The sequence below is a fragment of the Liquorilactobacillus hordei DSM 19519 genome (genome assembly GCF_019443985.1).
GTDB lineage: Bacteria > Bacillota > Bacilli > Lactobacillales > Lactobacillaceae > Liquorilactobacillus > Liquorilactobacillus hordei.
The window spans coordinates 541,902-561,291 of sequence record NZ_CP049303.1; the positions used below are offsets into that span (position 1 = coordinate 541,902).

Sequence of the window (19,390 nt, forward strand, 5' to 3'; positions counted from 1 at the left end):
ACTAATATCATTTTCAAATGATTTTTGGTACTTTTTTTATGAAACAAGTAATTTAAATTTCATGACTGAAAGCTATGTAACTGTAAGCATACTCCATATGTTATGGTAAGTTTTTTGGTGATGTTGGTGTATTTGATTTTGAAACCCACCCAAAAGGATTTGATACATTCCTTAGCTCAATTTGCTATTGATTATTTGAATAAAAGAATAAAGCCGGTCATAATGACTAGCTTTATTATTATTTTTACCATCCACCATCCATACTACGTCCAGCTGTCGTATTTGTACCTGTAATATTACCACTTTGAATTGATGCTGATGATGTTTGTGGAACTGTATTATTATGATAGCTACTTGCTGTTGGTGTCTTTGCTTGAGTTGAACTTTTTGCTGGTGCATGATAAGTTGAACTTGCAGCCGCATGATAAGATGCTGCTGCACTTCTTGCAGGTGTTGCTGATGCCTGTGTTGCGTGACTCGTTGTCGATTGTGTTGTATTTGTATTTGTTGATGCTCTTGTAGTTGATGTTGCTTGTGTTGCCGAAGTTGCTTGGGAAGCGGATGATGATCGTGTTTCTTCAGAAGACATTTTTGCCATATTTGAGGATTCAGCTGCACTTGCCGATGATGAACTTGCAGCAGCTGCCGCAGCTTTTGCTTGTGCAACTTTTAATTTCTTTTCCGATAATGGTTTTGTCATATCTAACACTTGTGACTCAGCATAATTTGTATGAGTAACAACTAAAACAACCATCGATTGTTCATATTCTTTTTCCATATGAGTTGCTAATTTTGAATTCTTTAAGTCTGCTATATGCGAACGAACTGTTTGCATATTAATTAAACTACTATCTTTTACTACATTAACAACATCTGTATATGCTCTACGAATATCTTTAGTATTCGTATCATTGCCTTTGATTTCAGCAATTGCCGTTGCTGCTTTATCTTCGGCCTTACTAACGATAGGCGCAACATAATTATCAGGTCGTCTATTAACAACATTGGGGTCAGTTTTGGCATCTTTTTGTTCAGCTTTATCATTAGCATTAAAGACATTCTTTACTGCCGTATCAGCTTTTTTTACTTGCTCAGCTTTTGACTTTGATAAATTTTGATATGGACTGTTATTTTGATTGTTTGTACTTGTCGCATAATTTTTGCTACTATCTTGTTTAGCTTGTCCCTTACCACATCCTATGAGTAACAAATTCATCATGACAACTAAACAAATTATCAATTTCTTTTTCATGCCTATCCTCTTATTAATGCCGAACAAGATAATGATGAAGACCATGATAGTTTGAAAATTACCGAATTAGTTGATGATGTAGTTAATCTCGTAAGATACCAAGCTAAAAAAGATTTATTAAGTGGCTCTATCAGTTACCAGCGTTTAATTACGCACGTTAAGTTCTTCGCTAACCGGCTTTTTACGGATAGGCAACTAGATGGCAGTGATGATATTATGACCATGCATCTACAAAACAAATATCCTGTAGCAACACGTGTTGCTAATCAGATTTGTGCCTTTATCCAACGTAAATATGGGTTGCAAGTAAGCAATGAAGAGTTTACTTTTTTGGTTATACATGTGGAACGTAACATTAAATGAAATAGTATATTTACAGAAAACATTATGGTAATTATCTACAACGAAGACTGTATTTGGAGAAATTATTTTAGTGAGTTTTTGGATAAGTATAGATTGTCTCCATGACAATAATTTTGACTTTTTCTTAGCATCGGCTTCAATTCTTATATGATTGCTTTCTATATAACTAGCTATAAAGACATTTTCTTTCCTTTCTAAAATAGTCGTGATGGATATTTTAGATGAGTAGGGAATGTCTATTTTTTTGTGTTTCTTTTGTTTTCAGTTCATATCTGAATTGTTTATTATTTTCAATAACCGCATTTTCTGGTTTCATACGCTCCATTCTTATGACATATGTTTCATCAGTAATCATACTAAGTCTTCTTTTCTATCAACATGTTATTCGGTTTATTTAAAACAGTAAAAAGTATGGCACAGTCCCGATATATGGAATAGAACGTTTTTGAATACTCTAAAAGTATAGAGGTGGAATTTTTAAAACATAAAAGAAAACAATTGACAGCAATAATTCCCATTCTTCTTTGAATAAAGTAAGTATTTACTTTAGAATAGAAAGTGTGAACCTAGGTAGAGAGGGGTAAGGTAGAATGAATGATCCAAAATTTAAATATCCAGATAAAGCATCTTATAAATTTGTAACAGATTATTTTTCATCTAAAGGAGTAGAAGCGGAAGGTATTGCATCTATTACTTACAATATTCAGCGCAACTACATTTTCGACCTAACACTCGAAGAAGTTCAAAAGGCTGTGGTTGATGTTTTGCATAAAAGAGAAGTACTAAATAATGCTATGGTTGGTATCGTACTGGACCAGTTTGCTTCTAAAAACCAATTACCCGAGCCATTGCAAAGTATTATTGAAAAAGATAGCGGAGTTTTTGGTGTCGATGAATTGATAGCTGAAGGTGGAATTTCGGGCATTTATGGCAAAATTGCTACGACTAATTTCGGGTATCTGGACAAAGAAAAACATGGAATTCTCAAAAAATTGGATACACCGACAGCTGGAAGTGTTAATACATTTTTAGATGATATTATTGCCGCAGTGGCTGCGGCAGCTGGAGCAAAAATTGCTCATGCACACGCGTGATTTTATACAGGCTCGTATCAGATCAGTAATGTGAGGGAGCTATCTTTTCAAGTTAATCTTGATGGAATTTTTATGAGAATTAGAAAATAAGGAATATTATTAGGCAAGATTGTTTTTTGATTGATAAATGTAAGTATCGCAAGCTGGATGTCTGGTAGAACTGTTAGTTTTTCAGACATATTGAAATCTTGCTAACTCTATGTTTTTTAAAGCAAAGTGGTGTTGTAAAACGATTTGAAGTCAGATCAAAAGTTACTTTTTGGTCTGGCTTCTTCATTTATTCTGAAAAATGGGTGATATAAGGCAACACTTTTAGCCTAATTTTGGAGTATTTATAGCAAATTATGTGTGTTATACACACAATTTCATGTTAGTATTCAAATTTATACCACATCCTCAATTCATTAACGGTAATGGAATAGAGAGGTTGAGGTTTATACAAATTCTAGAAATCTATGATTCCAGATATTTTCATAAAATGAATTAGTTGTTTCTGCATCCATATAGTTATTATCAAGGGTAGCTGCAGCACCATGAATCATTTGTAATTTGTATCCCAAGCCATGAGCCATTTTGATAGTGGTATCAACACAGAATTCAGTTTGAGCACCGCAAATTTCTATTGAAGTAACATTATTTTCATCTAAAATAATTTTTAGATTTGTCTTGAAAAAAGAATTAGCATGCGTTTTTTGGACGTAATAGTCATTATCTTTGGTATTTATTTCATCTATAATTGACCAGTTCCATTGCCCTTTCACTAGCTCATCATCATTATGCTGAATAAAGATAATTGGTTTTTCAGATTGTCGATACAGTTCAATTCGCTTGTTAATTCTGTGTATATAGTCAGTCAGATTATTAACAGGCGTGGCCCCCTTGCAGACACCATTTTGAAAATCAATGATTAGTAGAACATCAGCTAGTACCATTTTATCTCCCCTTTTGCATATGTCATTGTAATCTATTATAGCTAAGATAGTACCATAATTTAAATAGTATCAATTTTCTTTTTGAAATAATTAGTTACGCAATGAATGCAAATAACAATGGAAGAAAGGACAGAGTATAAAATATTTTTTCCGTATTTCACATTTTTGCATTATAATTATCACGGCAGTATTAAGTTGTGTGCGTTTAATTTTCAATTTAATGCAATATAAATTACTAGAAGGAGATTTGGGATGCAAGTACCAGCAGTAAAACAAGAAAATCCGATGCTTGTTGTTGCGATTGTTGCACTAATGTCATTCATGGGAGTATTGACGGAAACCTCAATGAATGTTACATTTCCAGCTTTAATGCGTGAATTTAATGAACCTTTGGGGACTGTCCAATGGGTAACGTCAGGCTACCTATTAATGGCGGCGTTAGTCATGTTAACCTCAGCATACATGAAAAGAAGATTTACGAATCGGCAGTTATTTATCATTGCAGTTATTCTTTTTAGCTTAGGTGATATTATTTGCGGCAGTGCGTTTAATTTTTGGATGTTATTAATTGGTCGCTTAATTCAAGCTGGCTGTGTTGGAATTTGTACACCATTAATGGTCAATATTATTCTTGATGTTGTATCACCGATAAAACTTGGAACATATATTGGCTTGGCAAATTTGATTATCCTAGTTGCTCCGGCTCTGGGTCCAACATTTGGTGGGGCGGTTGTGGCTTTTGCAAGTTGGCGTGTGATATTTTGGGCAACTTTACCATTAGCGCTTATCCTATTGGCAATGGGTGCTAAACGGATTAGGCAGTATGCACCAATCAAGGGAAAATATGTATTTGACTGGACAAGATTTTTGGTTCTGGGACTTGCCTTGGTCTGTCTAATTATGGGATTAAATGATCTTGGTCAGCATTCTTATATCACTTTTGCTATTTTATTGAGTATGAGCATAGTTTTAACTGGTTTCTTTGTAAAACTTTCAAAGACGACAAGTAAAGCTCTATTTTCATTATCAGTTTTTAAAGAAAAAGCCTTTTTATTTAGTTTTTTGCCATATATTATGTTGCAATTTTCAAATGTTGGAATTAATTTTTTATTACCTAATTATGTTCAAGAAGTCTTTCAAGCGACTTCACTGGTCGGAGGACTAATTCTTTTGCCAGGCAGTATCTTGAATTGCTTTGGGCAACCAATCTATGGATGGATGCTTGATCATTTTGATGGCAAAATTCCATTGTATATAGGTGATATCTTATTCACACTTTCGCTTGTTGGACTCACAATTGGTGGGCCACAATTAGGAGTCTGGGGAATTACCTTCGCTTATTTGGTTTTTGCAGTTGGTCGATCAATGGCATTTGGAAATTCGGTCGCTTATGGACTAGAACATATTAACAAGGAATTTCGTAGTGATGCAAATGCACTCTATAATACTGGGCAACAGGTTACAGGAGCAATTGGGACAACGGCTTTAGCATTGATAATGGATTCAGTTAATCGAACAGGCTATACCCATGCTCAAAATATCAGTGCAGGTAGCACATTAGCATTTATTTTATTAGTAGTGTTTGGAATAATTATCTTTTACTTATTTCATCATCTTTTGAACTTAAAGGTGGAAGTAGATAAGTAACTAAGGTATTTTTTTAAGAATGGAGGACTAAGATGGAGAATGATGAACAAAAATTGTTATTAAAGCCGGCATTAGAGCTTGCCAAATTAGTTCGAGAAAGAAAAGTTAGTTCTCTTGAATTAATTGAAATAGCATTAAATAAGATAGAAAGGGATAATGCACAACTAAATGCTGTAATTTCAACTAGAAGAATGAAAGCCCTAGCAGAAGCTGAACAGTTAGAAGACAGGGGACAACCATTTTTAGGAGTACCGATTTTACTTAAAGGATTGGGACAGTCACTTAAAGATGAGTCTGAAACTTATGGAAATAAGATGTTCAAAGATGCCAAAGCTCAATTGACGAATAATTATGTTAAAGCACTGCAACATGAAGGGTTCATTGTCATTGGACAAACTAATTTTCCAGAGTTTGGTTTGAAAAATATTACTGATTCTAAGCTTAATGGACAAACCTCTAATCCATGGAATTTAAATTATTATGCGGGAGGTTCTTCTGGTGGTGCAGGTGCAGCTGTAGCAGATGGAATGTTGCCACTTACAGGAGGAAATGATGGCGGCGGCTCAATTAGGATACCAGCTTCTTGGTCTGGAACGATTGGCCTAAAGCCAACGCGTGGAAGAGTTCCAGTTGGACCAATTGATTGGCGTTCATGGCAGGGCGCCTCTATTAATTTTGCCTTAACTAGAAGTGTTGATGATACAGCTGCGTTGCTTGACTCGTTACAAGTTATTCAAGCAGCAGGTGTTTTTCAGGTACCACTAAATAATTCTGGTTTTTTGAATAATATTAATGCGAAAATTAGAAATATCACAATTGGTTATACTACCAAATCACCAGTTGGAACACCTGTTGATGCAGAAGCAATAAAAGCAGTGGAAAATGCTGTTTCTTTTTTAAATGAGCAAGGAATAAACACGAAAGAAATGGTGCTGCCAACTGATGGAATTCAACTAATGCATTCATACTATACGATGAATGAAGGAGAAATGGCAGCAACGTTTGATGATATCCAACAGTCTATGAAACAAAAATTAACTTTAGATGATATGGAGCCGCTCACATGGGCATTATATCAAACAGGCAAGAATCTTTCAGCTGCTGAATACAGTAAGGCTCTGAATAGTTGGGACCATGCGGCTTATCAAATGGCTGTATTACATCAAAAATATCCAGTGATTCTAACCCCAACGACGGCTTCTGCGGCACCTCGAATAACAGATATATTAGTTAGCAATGAAAATTTGCTCAAAATGAAGAATATAACAGAGTTAAGTCCCAAAGAACAAAAACAACTGATTTGGGATCAATGGTTGCCAGCACTAAGTTGTTCTCCATTCACGCAACAAGCAAATTTGACTGGCAATCCAGCGATAAGTTTACCTACACATGTTACAGCAAAAGGGTTACCTCTTGGTATTCAATTCGAATCTGGGAAGGGGCAAGAGCAAATATTATTACAAATTGCAAAATTATTTGAAAAAAATGGAAAATTCAAATTTTTACACGCTACAAATTTTAAAAAATGAAAATTAGATAACATAATATGAGCTGTTTTGAGAAAAAAGAATTAAAAACTTATAACCTAAATCTCCATGAAAGGTTGCGCTTGTTGTCCAAATTATCTATAATTATTCATGTTGGAAAGCTAGAATAGGATAAATATTAGTTATAAAGACAGAATTAAAATTTATTAATTCAGTTTTCATTTTATAATGTGAAAAGGTTGTACCATTGTAAATATTCTTGGTACAACTTTTTGGAGGGAAAAAAATGAAACAAGAATCAAATGATGCACCTGATTTAAAACGCTCCATGACTGCTGGACAAATGGAAATGATTTCACTTGGAGGGGCTATCGGAGTTGGGTTGTTCATGGGTGCAACATCGACGATTAAGTGGACCGGACCATCAGTCTTATTAGCGTATATGTTTGTAGGCTTGATTTTATACATAGTAATGCGTGCTTTAGGTGAGATGATTTACATTAATCCAGGAACTGGCTCATTTGCGGACTATGCAACTGAATATGTACACCCATTAGCTGGTTACCTTGCTAAGTGGGCAAACGTTTTTGAATACGTAGTTGTCGGGATGTCAGAAGTTGTTGCAGCTACTGAGTACTTAAAATATTGGTGGCCGAATATTAATCCATTTTTCTCAGGAATTATTATTATTGTCTTTTTAGTATTAGCTAATCTTGCTAGTGCCAAAGCCTATGGATCATTAGAATTTTGGTTTGCGATGATTAAGGTGATTACAATTATTATGATGATTATTTTGGGATTTATGGTAATTTTCTTTGGCTTTGGTAATCATGGACATCCAATTGGACTTAGTAATTTATGGAGTCATGGTGGCTTCTTTACCGGTGGCTTTACAGGCTTTTTCTTCTCAATGTCAATTATTGTTGGTTCGTATCAAGGAATTGAATTATTAGGAATTTCTGCTGGTGAAGTAGCAAATCCTCAAAAAGCAATTGTTAAATCAGTTAAATCTGTTTTATTTAGAATCTTGATTTTTTATGTAGGCGCAATTTTTGTAATTGTGACAATTTATCCATGGAACCAACTAAGTTCAGTAGGTTCTCCTTTTGTTTCAACCTTCGCCAAGGTAGGGATTACAGCTGCAGCTTCAATCATTAATTTTGTAGTACTAACTGCAGCATTGTCAGGCGCAAATTCAGGAATTTATTCCTCAAGCCGGATGCTTTTCAAATTAGCACATGAAGGAGATGCACCTAAGATATTTGGGCGGCTATCTAAAAGAATTGTACCAAATATGGCTATTCTTGGAATTTCTGGTGGAATTTTAATTGGTTTTGTTGTCGACATTATTGCAAGTGCATATAGCAAGTCAACCTCTGATATGTTTGTGATTGTGTTTAGTTCATCGGTCCTTCCTGGAATGATACCATGGTTTGTGATTCTATTAGCTGAACTTCGTTTTCGTAAGAACAATCCTCAGCTTATGTCGGAACATCCTTTTAAACTTCCGCTGTATCCCTTCTCAAATTATTTTGCGCTAGCAATGCTTGTTGTGATTGTTTTCTTTATGTTTATTAATCCAGATACACGTGTTTCAGTAATTGTTGGTTCAGCAGTGCTAGTTGTGGCGACAATCGTATATAGTGTACGACACAGAAATAAATCAATTTAGGAAGACTGTAAGTTTGTAGAAGTTACAAATGAAATGTCTAAAAAGCCAGCTTTGAATATTGAAGTGACCCTCAAAAGAATCTAACCTTTTGGGGGTCACTTCATACTACATATTTGAGTGGGCTTTTATTTTATTGAATTAAAGCTGTTTTTGCTGCAAGACTATAGCACAGAGAGAGTTATTTTCCAATTGTTAGAAATGATTCGACGAGGTCATTTTCATAAGAATCAAGGGTTTTCGTAAGATTCATGGCAATAAAATAGTTTAAACTTATCAGGTTACTTGATAATGGATAGAGATTGTATGCTCCGGGAGTCAATTTATTAATGATACTCGTGGGAACAATTGTTAGCCCCAGTCCATGAGTGGCCAACTCGACTGCAGTTATAATATTTTGACTCTCAAGAATTATTTGTGGTTTGATTTTATATTTGTTAAAAAGAGAATCAACTTGATTGCGAATAGCAGATCCAGGTGAACTTAGAACTAATGGCGAACTTAGCAGAGCTTTGATTGGAATTGATCCAATCGAAAGTTGCTGCTTTTTTTTCTCAAAAAAAGGTGAGGTGGCAGGAATTATTGCGTAATAACTTTCAGTTTTTGCTGTTTCTAGTCGTAGTGAAGGTGAGATGGTTTCAGGGTTTTGACCAATGAAGAAGTCGATTTCACCATTGATAGCCAATTTTTCACTAACTGTTGGAATGTTTTCAACTAGGATGAGATTAACAGCAGGATGTTCTTGTAAGTATTTAGGTAAAAAGAGCGGAAGTAAAAAACTTCCAAGACTCTGTAGCACACCTAACTTGATTGTAGTTTTATCAGGGTGGGTGTATTGTGATAATTCTTGGGTTAACATGGCATTTGCGGTATTTTGTTTTTCAAGATAGTGATAGTATATTTTTCCAGCTTCACTGAGTTTAAGCCGCTGACTTTGGCGATCGATAATAGGAACACCTAATTCTTGTTCGATTTGTTTAATAACTTGAGTTAGATAAGGCTGCGATATATATAGATCTTTGGCAGCTTTAGTAAAATTACTATGTTTTAGGAGAACATCTAAATATTGCAGCATTAGTGACGGATTTTTTGAAAACAAGGTAATTCCTTCTTTCAATAACAAATTTGTTATTATTTGATAATTAAATAAAAACTTCACAAATAATCCTAACGTTATTATACTTAATTATAGTTCTTAAGTATACTTTTTTCCTTATAAATAAGTATAAATTACAATGCTTATTTAGAATGCAATTGTCGTGTATTAAATATAACAAAATTATTGAGAATAAAATCACATGATAGAAGGAGCTATTTAATATGATAAATCTAATTGGAATTGTTGGTACAGGAGCAGCTGAATCGACAAACCGAAAACTTCTTCAGTACATGAAGAAACATTTTTCAACACAAGCAACGATTGAAATTTTCGAATTAACCAATCTACCTTTTTTTGATAAACCCACTTCTAAATTAGCACCCGAAATAATTAATCAAATTTCACAAAAAATAATTGATGCGGATGGTGTGATTATCAGTACTCCTGAGTACGACCATACAATTCCGGCTGCATTGACAAGTTTGTTGGAATGGTTTGCGTATACCACACAACCACTCAGGGATAAACCTACGATGATCACAGGTGCCTCTTATGGTGTATTGGGAACTTCGCGGGCACAGGCACATTTACGGCAAATATTGAATGCACCTGAATTGAGCGGATTATTAATGCCAGGGAGAGAATACTTGTTGGGTGGATCATTACAAGCATTTGCCGATGAAGGCGAATTAGCAGATGTTGCAAAAAAAGAAGAATTAGACAGATATTTTGGTGATTTCATGCGATTTGTTGCTAAGAATCGATAATAAAGACTGCAGGAGGAATTTATAATGAAATTAGTTGGAATTAGTGGAACAAATGTTGATAATTCAGCGACAGCATTATTATTGAACTTTGTTAAAAAAGAATTTAGTGATCTAGCTGAAATCGAAATTATTGATGTTCGGCAATTACCATTATTTAATGAATCAATTGAAATCGGAACAAGTCAACAGGTGCAAGATATCAGTCAAAAAATAACTGAAGCAGATGGTGTGATTATTTCAACTTCAGAGCATAATCGTTCAATTCCCTCTGCATTGAATAGTTTTATTGAGTGGATGTCTTTCAAAGAGCATCCATTTAATAATAAACCCGTTATGATAATTGGAACTTCAATTAGAGTACAAGGGTCTTCAAGTGCGCAGTTACACTTACGACAAATATTAGATGCACCTGGAGTTGATGCGTTAGTATTGCCTGGCAATGAATTCTTACTTGGCAGTTCTGTTGCAGCATTTGATGAACAAAATAATTTAAAAGATGCATCAACAGTCAAGTTCTTACAGTCATGTTTTAAAAACTTTCTGCATTTTATTCAGGCTGCCGAGTTCTTAAATGCTTCTGAAGAAGTTCATTTTGAACCAGGAGAGTATCAAGTTAGTGCAATCGGTCATAATGGTAAGTTACCGATGACAATTACTGTATCAGAAAAAAGAATAGAGAAGATTGAAATTGATACAAAGAATGAAACAAAAGGGATTGCGGATACTGTATTTAAAAGAATTCCAGAACAGATTGTTAGTTCACAAACCTTGAATATTGATGTTGTATCAGGTGCATCGGTTACAAGTCATGGTGTAATCGATGGGGTGGCAGAAGCTATTGATTTAGCAGGTGGGGATTCAGCTGTTTTGAAAAGACGACCAAAACCTCAAAAAATGGTGGAGCAAGAACCACTTGAATTAAAGACTGATGTCATCGTAGTTGGTGGAGGCGGTGCAGGACTAAGCGCCGCGGCATGTGTCTTAAAATCCAAGAGACAAGTGGTAGTTGTAGAGAAGTTCCCTTCAATTGGTGGAAATACTATTCGTACTGGTGGACCAATGAATGCGGCAGATCCAGATTGGCAAGGAAAATTTGATGCACTTCCTGGTGAGGCAGCAACTTTGGAAGAAGTCTTGTCCCAAGATGAGAATCAAATTGATGAAGAGTACAGAAGTGACTTTGAAAAGCTAAAAGAACAAATTAAAGACTATCTAAAAAATGGTGATAATAAGTTATTTGATAGTATTTTGTGGCATCGAATTCAGACGTATCTTGGTGGAAAACGGACTGATTTAAATGGTACTGAAATTCATGGGCAATACGAATTGGTAAAAATACTAACTAATAAAGCGTTAGAATCAGTCAAGTGGCTTGAGGATATTGGGGTTGAATTTGATCCTAACGAAGTTTCAATGCCTGTTGGGGCAAAATGGCGTCGAGGGCATAAACCATTGAAGAATCAAGGATATGCTTATATTTCTGCTTTGCAAAACTTTATTAATAATCAGGGTGGCAAAATTCTGACAGATACCCCAGTGCAAGAGTTGTTGATAGAAGAAGGGACAATCAAAGGCGTGATTGGGCGTAATTCTGAAGGACGACGGGTAGTCATTCATGCTAAAAGTGTAGTATTGGCTTCTGGTGGTTTTGGCGCAAATACAAAAATGATTCAAAAGTATAACACTTATTGGACAAAAATTGACGATGCGATTGCTACTTCCAATTCACCAGCAATTACAGGTGATGGGATTAAACTGGGGGAAAGTGTTAATGCAGCATTAGTTGGAATGGGCTTTACGCAGATGATGCCTGTTTCAGATCCCGTAACAGGTGAATTATTTACTGGGCTGCAGGTTCCACCAGCTAACTATGTAATGGTTAATAAAGAAGGCAAACGCTTTGTTGATGAATACGAGAGCCGAGATGTCTTAACGCAGGCGGCTATTGACAACGGAAGCTTGTTTTATTTAATTGCGGATGACAAGATTAAAGAGACGGCATACAATACAAGCCAGCAAAAGATCGATGAACAAGTCGCTGCAGGTACATTATATAGAGCAGATTCATTAGTCGAATTAGCACAGCAAATTGGAGTTGATCCAGATACTCTTGTTGATACAATTGCTAAGTATAATTCGTATGCAGATGCGGGACATGATCCAGAATTCGGTAAGGAAGTCTTTGATTTGAAAGTTCAAGTTGCTCCTTTTTATGCAACGCCACGAAAACCAGCAATGCACCATACAATGGGTGGTTTGAAAATTGATAGTAATACTCATGTGCTGGACAAAGATGGTATCGTAATTGACAACTTGTATGCTGCCGGAGAAGTTGCAGGCGGAATTCATGCCGGAAATCGACTAGGAGGAAACTCTCTAACTGATATCTTTACATTTGGTCGAATTGCGGGAACAATGGCAGTGAAAAACATTGATGATAAGTAGAAAAGAACGCGACATAAGTCGGGAAAAGTTGAGTAATTAGAAGATAGACGGAGCATTTTTGACTTATGAAACACGTTTATTTGTGATAAGTAAAGGGGCTGTGCCATAAGTCCCTAAGTGAAAGAGCTTCACCAGAGAAAGTAATGATTTTTCTGGTGAAGCTCTTTTGGTATAATTAAAAATAAAAAAGCACTGGTTGGAGCCAGTACTTTCAAAAACAATACCCCTATAGAAAGGATAATCAAAATGTACAATAATTATAACATAAATCAGACTGTACTTAGTATTAAAACTGACTGGGAGCCAAAAGAAAATCATCCTGCACGGATGATTAATCAAATAGTTGAAGACCTTAAAATTAATGATCCTTACATCTTTGGACGACCGCGTAAGTATGATCTGCGTGTACTTTTAAAATTAATTTTGTTTGCGTACACAAAAGGTATCTTTAGTAGTCGCCGTATTAATACCTTGGCAGAGGAGAATTTGGCAGCCCGTTGGCTGACACAAGAACAGGTTCCAGCCTACCGAACAATTTGTCGTTTTAGAATTTCAGATGAAGTTGAGAGCTTGATTAATCAATGTATTCTAAAACTAACCAAATATCTGAAACAAAACAATTTTATTGATGAAGTTACTTTTATTGACGGGACTAAAATTTTAGCTGATGCCAATAAATATAGTTTTGTTTGGCGTAAGAATACGATTCGTTTTGACAAGCTTAATCGCTCTGCGATTATAACCCTTCTGGAAGAATTAAATGACGCTAAGTTTAAGTGTCAGCTCCCAGCAGAGACAGATCTTACTTTAGAAATGCTTGATGAAATTACCTTGCGGTTAGAAAATGACTTGAAAGATTTGAATAAAAAGATTGAAAAAGAACATATCTCTCCAAACCCAGACAAGTCAAGGCGTCGAAAACTAAAATCTTTAAAACGAAAACTTAAGTTACGGCAAACTAAATTATTAGCTCATAAAATACAAACCAGAATTTATGGTAAAAGAAATAGTTATTCAAAAACAGATCATGATGCAACTTTCATGCGTGTTAAGGAAGATCCAATGCTCAACGGACAGCTAAAACCGGCTTATAATCTACAAATCGCCACAAGTAAACAATTTGTAACTGCCTTCGGCATTTTTCAAAATCCAGGAGATACCAAAACATTAATTCCTTTTTTACAGCAACAAAAAGCAGCTGGAACTTTAGGTAAGTATATTGTGGCTGATGCAGGATACGGTTCAGAATCAAATTATCGATATCTCGAAGATGAATTACCTGAACATACAGCGTTAATTCCATATGGGACAATGTTAAAAGAAAATAGTCGCAAATGGAAAAGTGATGACCGTAAGGTCATGAATTGGGCGTATCATCCTAAAGACGATTATTTTATTGATCTGCAGGGAGTTAGATTTAGTTTTTATGCTTACCGTAAGCGCAAAGATAAGTACGGATTTGTACGTGAATTTAAAGAGTATCAGGCAAACAAATACGATAACGATTTTAAAATTGATCACCGAGCATTCACTAAAAACGGAAATCCTCGTAAAATAAGTATTAATAGCGCATGGGAGTATTTCAAAGCTAAGGAACGCAAGTTGCTTTCAAATCACCAAACTGGTTCAATTTACGGACAACGTAAAATAGATGTTGAATCAGTTTTTGGTGGATTGAAGGCTTGTTTGGGTTTTAAAAAATTTTCGGTTAGAGGTCTTGAGAAGGTAAAAAGGGAAGCTGGAATTGCCTTGATGGCAATGAATATTAGAAAATTGGTGGCGAAAGGCACCAATTATAACTGTTTTATAAACCAAAAGAAGAGATTAGTGAAAATCAAAGAACGATTTTCACTAATCTCTTCTATTTTGAAGGACTTATGGCACAGCCCCTTTTTTGGTGTGCAAAAATGATAAATTTTTTGTTAATCTTTAGCATTTCGCGCTAACGACTCTAGAATAAAAATTACTGGTATTTGTGTAGTGATGTTTAAGGTTTCCTTAATAATTTCAGGCTTGATATTATATGAAAAGTTGAGTTCAGAAACTTTGGCTAACGTTGAGTAATTGTTATTGGTAATAGAAATAACATGAAAACCTTCAGCTTTTAAACTGATTGCTCGATTAACGATTTCAGGAGTTTCACCGCTGACTGAAAGCATAATAGCTATTTGATTAGTGTCATTATGAATTTTTTGCGGCAAAGGATAAAAAGGGTCAATGTTATAGACCGAATTAACTCCAAAGTTAGAGAACTGGCGAGCACCGTATTGAGCGAGAATTCCAGATGTGCCAATTCCAAAAAATAAAACGTTCTCTGCATTGGAAATCAATTTTTTGAAGGCAGTTAGTTCACTTGAGTATTGCTGTAAAAGTGGACGATTAAAGAAATTGCTTGCTAAGTCAATAACTTCAGTATCATAATTGGATTCTAATTTTTTTGTTTGTAGGGCAAGTTGTTGCTGCTTCAAATTAAACTTAAATTCATAAAAGCTATCATAGCCCATTTTTTTAATACACCGAATAATCGAAGCGGATGAAACATGGATGGCACTGCCCAGTTGACGAATACTCAAGGTAAGTGCTTCATCGGGATGATCAATTAAATAATTGTAGATTAGAATTTCTGTTGGGGTAAATCCCTTTAAATCAATCATTGTATAATCCAACCTTTTCTTCAAAGATCACGTTTATTGGATTATACAATAACATTTCTAAAATTACAAAGGTAGAAAAATGTTACATTATCTGAATAATGTAACCGCTTTCTAAAATATGTAGTAAATGCTTATATTTTTAGGTAAACTAGAGTTAATAAATAAAGTTAGTAAAGGTAGGTGTAATAAAATGTAAAAAAGGTGTTGAGTATTCTTATAGAGTTGATAAGTTGGGAGTGATTTCAATGTAAATAAGGAATTTCTTATTGTTTTACAGCAGATATCTGGTATCAGAAAGAGAACGATGTTTAGCCGAAGAATTAATTAGTGCAGATCACAAATCTGATTACACAAAATTAAAAAATTCATGAAAAGAGGCGTTGATCTAATGAAAATTTCTGATTCTTTTAAAGAAAGTATGACCGAGAAAGTTGGTAAATTTGCTGGTTCACGTTTTGTCCGAGCAATTATGGATGCTGGTTATAGTGTTATTGCTTTTTCAATTATTGGTGCCGTGTTTTTAATTTTACAAATTTTGCCACAAGCATTTCAGATACCTGGATTTGCTGAACTTTATGCTAATACAGTTGGCCATTTTACGAACCTTTTCCAAGTTATTTATAATTCAACGATGGGAATCTTAGCACTCGTTTTTGCAGGAACCTTCACTTATAGCTATACCAAGATTTATCAAGAAGAAGAACATCTTAATTTAAATCCACTTAGCAGTTTGTTCATGTTCATGATGGCGATGTTTATTACTGTACCACAGTTAGTATGGAAAAACGGTTCTGTTGAATTTGTGCAATCGCTCAGTAAAACCAATATTATTGGTGGTGGATATGCAGTTTCAACTTCTGGAGTTACCAGAATAGCCGCTGTCGGAATTTTTACAGGTTTAGTTGTTGGTTGGCTTACAGTACAGATTTATCGTTTTACTATAAAGCATAATTGGGCAATCAAGATGCCTGCCGCGGTCCCAGCTGGAGTGGCTAATTCTTTCAGTTCCTTGATTCCAGGATTCTGTGTTGCAATTGTTGTTTCCCTACTCAATATGTTGCTTATCTTTGTAGGAACAGACATTTTCAAAGTTCTCTACATTCCATTCTCATTTATTAGTAATATTGCAGATACATGGTGGGGATTCTTGGTAATCATTTTCTTGATTCATTTTCTGTGGTGGTTTGGAATCCATGGTGCTACAATTATCAGTTCGTTTTATACTCCGATTGTTCTAGCTAATATGGCATCTAATAAATTAGGAGCAGATCATTTCTTTGCCGGTGATCCAATGAATGCTTTTGTTATTATCGGTGGTTCTGGTGCAACTTTAGGAATGACAATCTGGTTAGTTTCTAGAGCAAAGTCAATTCAATTACGAGAAATTGGAAAGGCGGAAATTGTACCTGCGTTCTTTAATATTAATGAGCCAATACTTTTTGGATTACCAATCGTCTACAACGTCCAATTATTTATTCCGTTCGTCCTAGCACCAATAGCTTCTGGAATAGTTGGATACTTTGCAGTTACCACACATCTGGTAGACAAGATTATTGCACAACAGCCTTGGCCAACTCCAATTGGATTGGGAGGGTTTATGGCAACAGCAAGCTGGAAAGGCGGGATATTAGCAATTATTTGTGCAACTGTCGCATTTGTTGTATGGTATCCATTCATTAGACATTATGATCGTGTCTTATTAAAACAAGAACAAGAGCAAGAACAGAAAAAATATTAGTATTTAATATTCATTTAAATAAAAGATGTTAATGAGCCACAAAAATAAATTATGGTTCTTCAAGGTTAATGGGAAGTATATTGGTGAACCATAAAAGGCTCTCTTCAAGAGGGCCTTTTATTTTGAAGATAAATGAGATTAAGAAAATTTGATGGATTGTAAGAAAGTTATGAAGGGTATATATAAGAAATGTAAGGAGGAATATCGATTGAATAGAGAAAATGTTTATAAATTACCACAGGATTTCTTATGGGGTGGAGCTGTAGCTGCACATCAGTTGGAAGGAGGCTGGCGAGAAGGAAATAAAGGAATTAGTGTTGCTGATGTAATGACTAATGGTGCTAATGGTGTTGAGCGAAAAATTACAGAAGGAGTGGTTGCTGGAGAGTATTATCCTAATCACGATGCAATTGATTTTTACCACCAGTATAAAGCCGATATTAAGCTTTTTACAGAAATGGGATTTAAATGTTTTAGAACATCAATTGCTTGGACAAGAATTTTTCCAAAAGGTGATGAGAAAGAACCAAATGAAGAAGGTTTAAAATTTTATGATGACTTATTTGATGAATGTCTGAAATACGGAATTGAACCTGTAATCACACTTTCTCATTTTGAGATGCCATACCACTTAGTCACAGAATATGGTGGGTGGCGTAATCGTAAATTAATTGACTATTTTGTAAATTTTGCAACCACTGTTTTTGAACGTTATAAAGATAAAGTAAAATATTGGATGACATTCAATGAAATTAATAATCAAACGGATTACAAGCGGGGATTTTCAATCTTTACTAATTCCGGAATTATTCCAAAAGATGGAGAAAATGTAGAAGAAACAATGTTCCAAGCTGCTCATTATGAGGCTATTGCAAGTGCTTTAGCAGTTCAGATAGGTCACAAAATTAACCCTGAGTTTAAGATTGGGGCTATGATTGCGATGGTACCACTTTATCCAGCGACTTCTGATCCTAAGGATATTTTAAAAGCTCAGCGCGCTATGCAATGGCGTTATTGGCTGGGAGATTTACAGGTACTTGGAAAGTATCCAGAGTGGTTATTAAGATATCAGGCGGAACATCATTTAGAAATCGATCGTACGTTAGAAGACCTTGATGTACTTCAAGCAGGCACAGTTGATTACTTAGGATTTAGTTACTACATGTCATTCACAGTTTCGGCTCATGGTGCTGCTGAAACGGTTTTCGCTTATGATGAGATGGAAGATTTGGTGCGTAATGAGTATCTGCCGGCTTCAGATTGGGGATGGCAGATTGATCCAGAAGGTTTACGCTATGCTATGAATTGGATGAATGATCGTTATCACATACCTCAATTCATTGTTGAAAATGGTTTAGGTGCAATTGACAAAGTCGAAGAAGATGGCTCGATTCACGACGAGTACCGCATTGATTATTTAAAGAAACACATTGAGCAGATGAAGTTAGCTGTGGAAAAAGATGGAATTGAGTTAATGGGTTACACACCTTGGGGATGTATTGATCTAGTTTCGGCTGGAAGCGGACAGATGGACAAACGCTATGGGTTTATTTACGTTGATAAGAACGATAAAGCTGAAGGAACACTAAAAAGAAGTCGAAAAGATTCTTTTTATTGGTATAAGAAAGTGATTGAATCACAAGGCACACAATTATAATTGGAGATGATTTAAATGGATGAAAAACAACAAGAGATAATTATGGGATTAATTATAAATGGAGGGAATGCTAAAGGTGAGGCCTTTGAAGCTATTAAAGCAGCAAAAGAAGGTGATTTTGAGACAGCAGATGAAAAGTTAAAGAGTGCAGATGAATTCATGGCTCAAGCACACAATGCGCAAACTGGAATGTTAACTGCTGAGGCCAATGGTGATCATGCAGAAGTTAATTTGTTAATGGTTCATGCACAAGATCATATTATGAATGCAATTACCTTTAGGGATTTGGCCGGAGAGCTGGTTGATTTGTATCGAAAGCTTGCTACAAAACAATAGATAAGTTTCTTGTTGATTTTTGAAGTGAAGTTTATAATCACTTTTGAGGTGAGTAATGGTGAACTATGTGTTGCGTGTAAAAAATCCCCAAAAGATTTTATTTGATGTTGCAAAATTCAATGTACGTGCGCAAAAGTTGTATCAAAAGATTGGTTTCGAAGTTGTGAATTATCATGAACAAGAAACAAATGGAGGAAGTTATCCGTTTGTTTTGATGGTTAAATCAGTCTGATAATTATCTGTTAGAAAA

The 19,390-nt window shown here is 35.2% G+C and carries 16 protein-coding genes and 1 pseudogene; 12 read left to right on the top strand and 5 right to left on the bottom strand.

Features of this window, described 5'->3' with window-relative positions; all coding sequences use genetic code 11:
• Positions 1-244: 244 nt before the first annotated feature.
• Positions 245-1,252, bottom strand: coding sequence for a hypothetical protein (locus G6O70_RS03760; RefSeq protein WP_219934301.1), 1,008 nt, complete (start codon positions 1,250-1,252; stop codon positions 245-247).
• A 51-nt stretch (positions 1,253-1,303) separates the two neighbouring features.
• Here G6O70_RS03760 and G6O70_RS03765 point away from each other — a divergent pair, with 51 nt between their 5' ends.
• Positions 1,304-1,615 carry a PRD domain-containing protein gene (locus tag G6O70_RS03765; RefSeq protein ID WP_233419190.1) on the top strand — a complete coding sequence of 104 codons (312 nt, stop codon included), beginning with the start codon at positions 1,304-1,306 and terminating at the stop codon, positions 1,613-1,615.
• Positions 1,616-1,832: 217 nt separating this feature from the next.
• Here the strand turns inward: G6O70_RS03765 and G6O70_RS03770 are convergent, their stop codons facing one another.
• The gene (locus tag G6O70_RS03770) at positions 1,833-1,970 is read right to left on the bottom strand and encodes a hypothetical protein (protein WP_157047978.1); all 138 of its coding nucleotides are present in this window, start codon (positions 1,968-1,970) and stop codon (positions 1,833-1,835) included.
• Between the two features lie 235 nt (positions 1,971-2,205).
• Between G6O70_RS03770 and G6O70_RS03775 the strand changes: the two genes are divergently transcribed.
• Entirely contained in the window at positions 2,206-2,709 is a 504-nt protein-coding gene (locus G6O70_RS03775; RefSeq protein ID WP_057870239.1) for a phosphatidylglycerophosphatase A, read from the top strand.
• Positions 2,710-3,143: 434 nt separating this feature from the next.
• Here G6O70_RS03775 and G6O70_RS03780 read toward each other — a convergent pair whose 3' ends face one another.
• On the bottom strand, positions 3,144-3,641 hold the full coding sequence (locus G6O70_RS03780) for a cysteine hydrolase family protein (protein ID WP_057870240.1): 498 nt from the start codon (positions 3,639-3,641) through the stop codon (positions 3,144-3,146).
• A gap of 252 nt (positions 3,642-3,893) precedes the next feature.
• Between G6O70_RS03780 and G6O70_RS03785 the strand changes: the two genes are divergently transcribed.
• From G6O70_RS03785 to G6O70_RS03795, 3 genes are all read left to right on the top strand, one after another.
• A complete protein-coding gene (locus tag G6O70_RS03785; RefSeq protein ID WP_057870241.1) occupies positions 3,894-5,288 on the top strand; it encodes an MFS transporter in 1,395 nt (464 codons plus the stop codon).
• Between the two features lie 32 nt (positions 5,289-5,320).
• Positions 5,321-6,817, top strand: a complete 1,497-nt coding sequence (locus tag G6O70_RS03790; protein ID WP_057870242.1) for an amidase — start codon at positions 5,321-5,323, stop codon at positions 6,815-6,817.
• 244 nt (positions 6,818-7,061) lie between these two features.
• Positions 7,062-8,447 (top strand): amino acid permease, encoded by a 1,386-nt coding sequence (locus G6O70_RS03795; RefSeq protein ID WP_057870243.1) that lies wholly within the window; start codon positions 7,062-7,064, stop codon positions 8,445-8,447.
• Between the two features lie 178 nt (positions 8,448-8,625).
• Here G6O70_RS03795 and G6O70_RS03800 read toward each other — a convergent pair whose 3' ends face one another.
• Positions 8,626-9,543 carry a LysR family transcriptional regulator gene (locus tag G6O70_RS03800; RefSeq protein ID WP_057870244.1) on the bottom strand — a complete coding sequence of 306 codons (918 nt, stop codon included), beginning with the start codon at positions 9,541-9,543 and terminating at the stop codon, positions 8,626-8,628.
• A gap of 221 nt (positions 9,544-9,764) precedes the next feature.
• On the opposite strand from G6O70_RS03800, the gene G6O70_RS03805 reads away from it, so the two are divergent.
• The 3 genes and pseudogenes from G6O70_RS03805 to G6O70_RS03815 form a co-directional block, all read left to right on the top strand.
• Complete coding sequence (locus G6O70_RS03805) at positions 9,765-10,310, top strand: NADPH-dependent FMN reductase (RefSeq protein WP_057870245.1); 546 nt, start codon at positions 9,765-9,767, stop codon at positions 10,308-10,310.
• Between the two features lie 24 nt (positions 10,311-10,334).
• Positions 10,335-12,755 (top strand): flavocytochrome c, encoded by a 2,421-nt coding sequence (locus G6O70_RS03810; RefSeq protein WP_057870246.1) that lies wholly within the window; start codon positions 10,335-10,337, stop codon positions 12,753-12,755.
• 246 nt (positions 12,756-13,001) lie between these two features.
• A pseudogene (locus tag G6O70_RS03815) lies at positions 13,002-14,579 on the top strand (IS1182 family transposase); the annotation flags it as partial.
• Positions 14,580-14,677: 98 nt separating this feature from the next.
• Here the strand turns inward: G6O70_RS03815 and G6O70_RS03820 are convergent.
• Positions 14,678-15,409 carry a MurR/RpiR family transcriptional regulator gene (locus tag G6O70_RS03820; protein WP_083481908.1) on the bottom strand — a complete coding sequence of 244 codons (732 nt, stop codon included), beginning with the start codon at positions 15,407-15,409 and terminating at the stop codon, positions 14,678-14,680.
• Positions 15,410-15,797: 388 nt separating this feature from the next.
• Between G6O70_RS03820 and celB the strand changes: the two genes are divergently transcribed.
• The 4 genes from celB to G6O70_RS03840 all read left to right on the top strand — a co-directional run bounded on the left by celB (position 15,798) and on the right by G6O70_RS03840 (position 19,372).
• Positions 15,798-17,147 carry a PTS cellobiose transporter subunit IIC gene (gene celB, locus G6O70_RS03825; RefSeq protein WP_057869458.1) on the top strand — a complete coding sequence of 450 codons (1,350 nt, stop codon included), beginning with the start codon at positions 15,798-15,800 and terminating at the stop codon, positions 17,145-17,147.
• 169 nt (positions 17,148-17,316) lie between these two features.
• Positions 17,317-18,804 carry a 6-phospho-beta-glucosidase gene (locus G6O70_RS03830; protein ID WP_201779039.1) on the top strand — a complete coding sequence of 496 codons (1,488 nt, stop codon included), beginning with the start codon at positions 17,317-17,319 and terminating at the stop codon, positions 18,802-18,804.
• Positions 18,805-18,819: 15 nt separating this feature from the next.
• A complete protein-coding gene (locus G6O70_RS03835; protein ID WP_057869456.1) occupies positions 18,820-19,140 on the top strand; it encodes a PTS lactose/cellobiose transporter subunit IIA in 321 nt (106 codons plus the stop codon).
• A 55-nt stretch (positions 19,141-19,195) separates the two neighbouring features.
• The gene (locus G6O70_RS03840) at positions 19,196-19,372 is read left to right on the top strand and encodes a GNAT family N-acetyltransferase (RefSeq protein WP_187327475.1); all 177 of its coding nucleotides are present in this window, start codon (positions 19,196-19,198) and stop codon (positions 19,370-19,372) included.
• Positions 19,373-19,390: the final 18 nt, after the last annotated feature.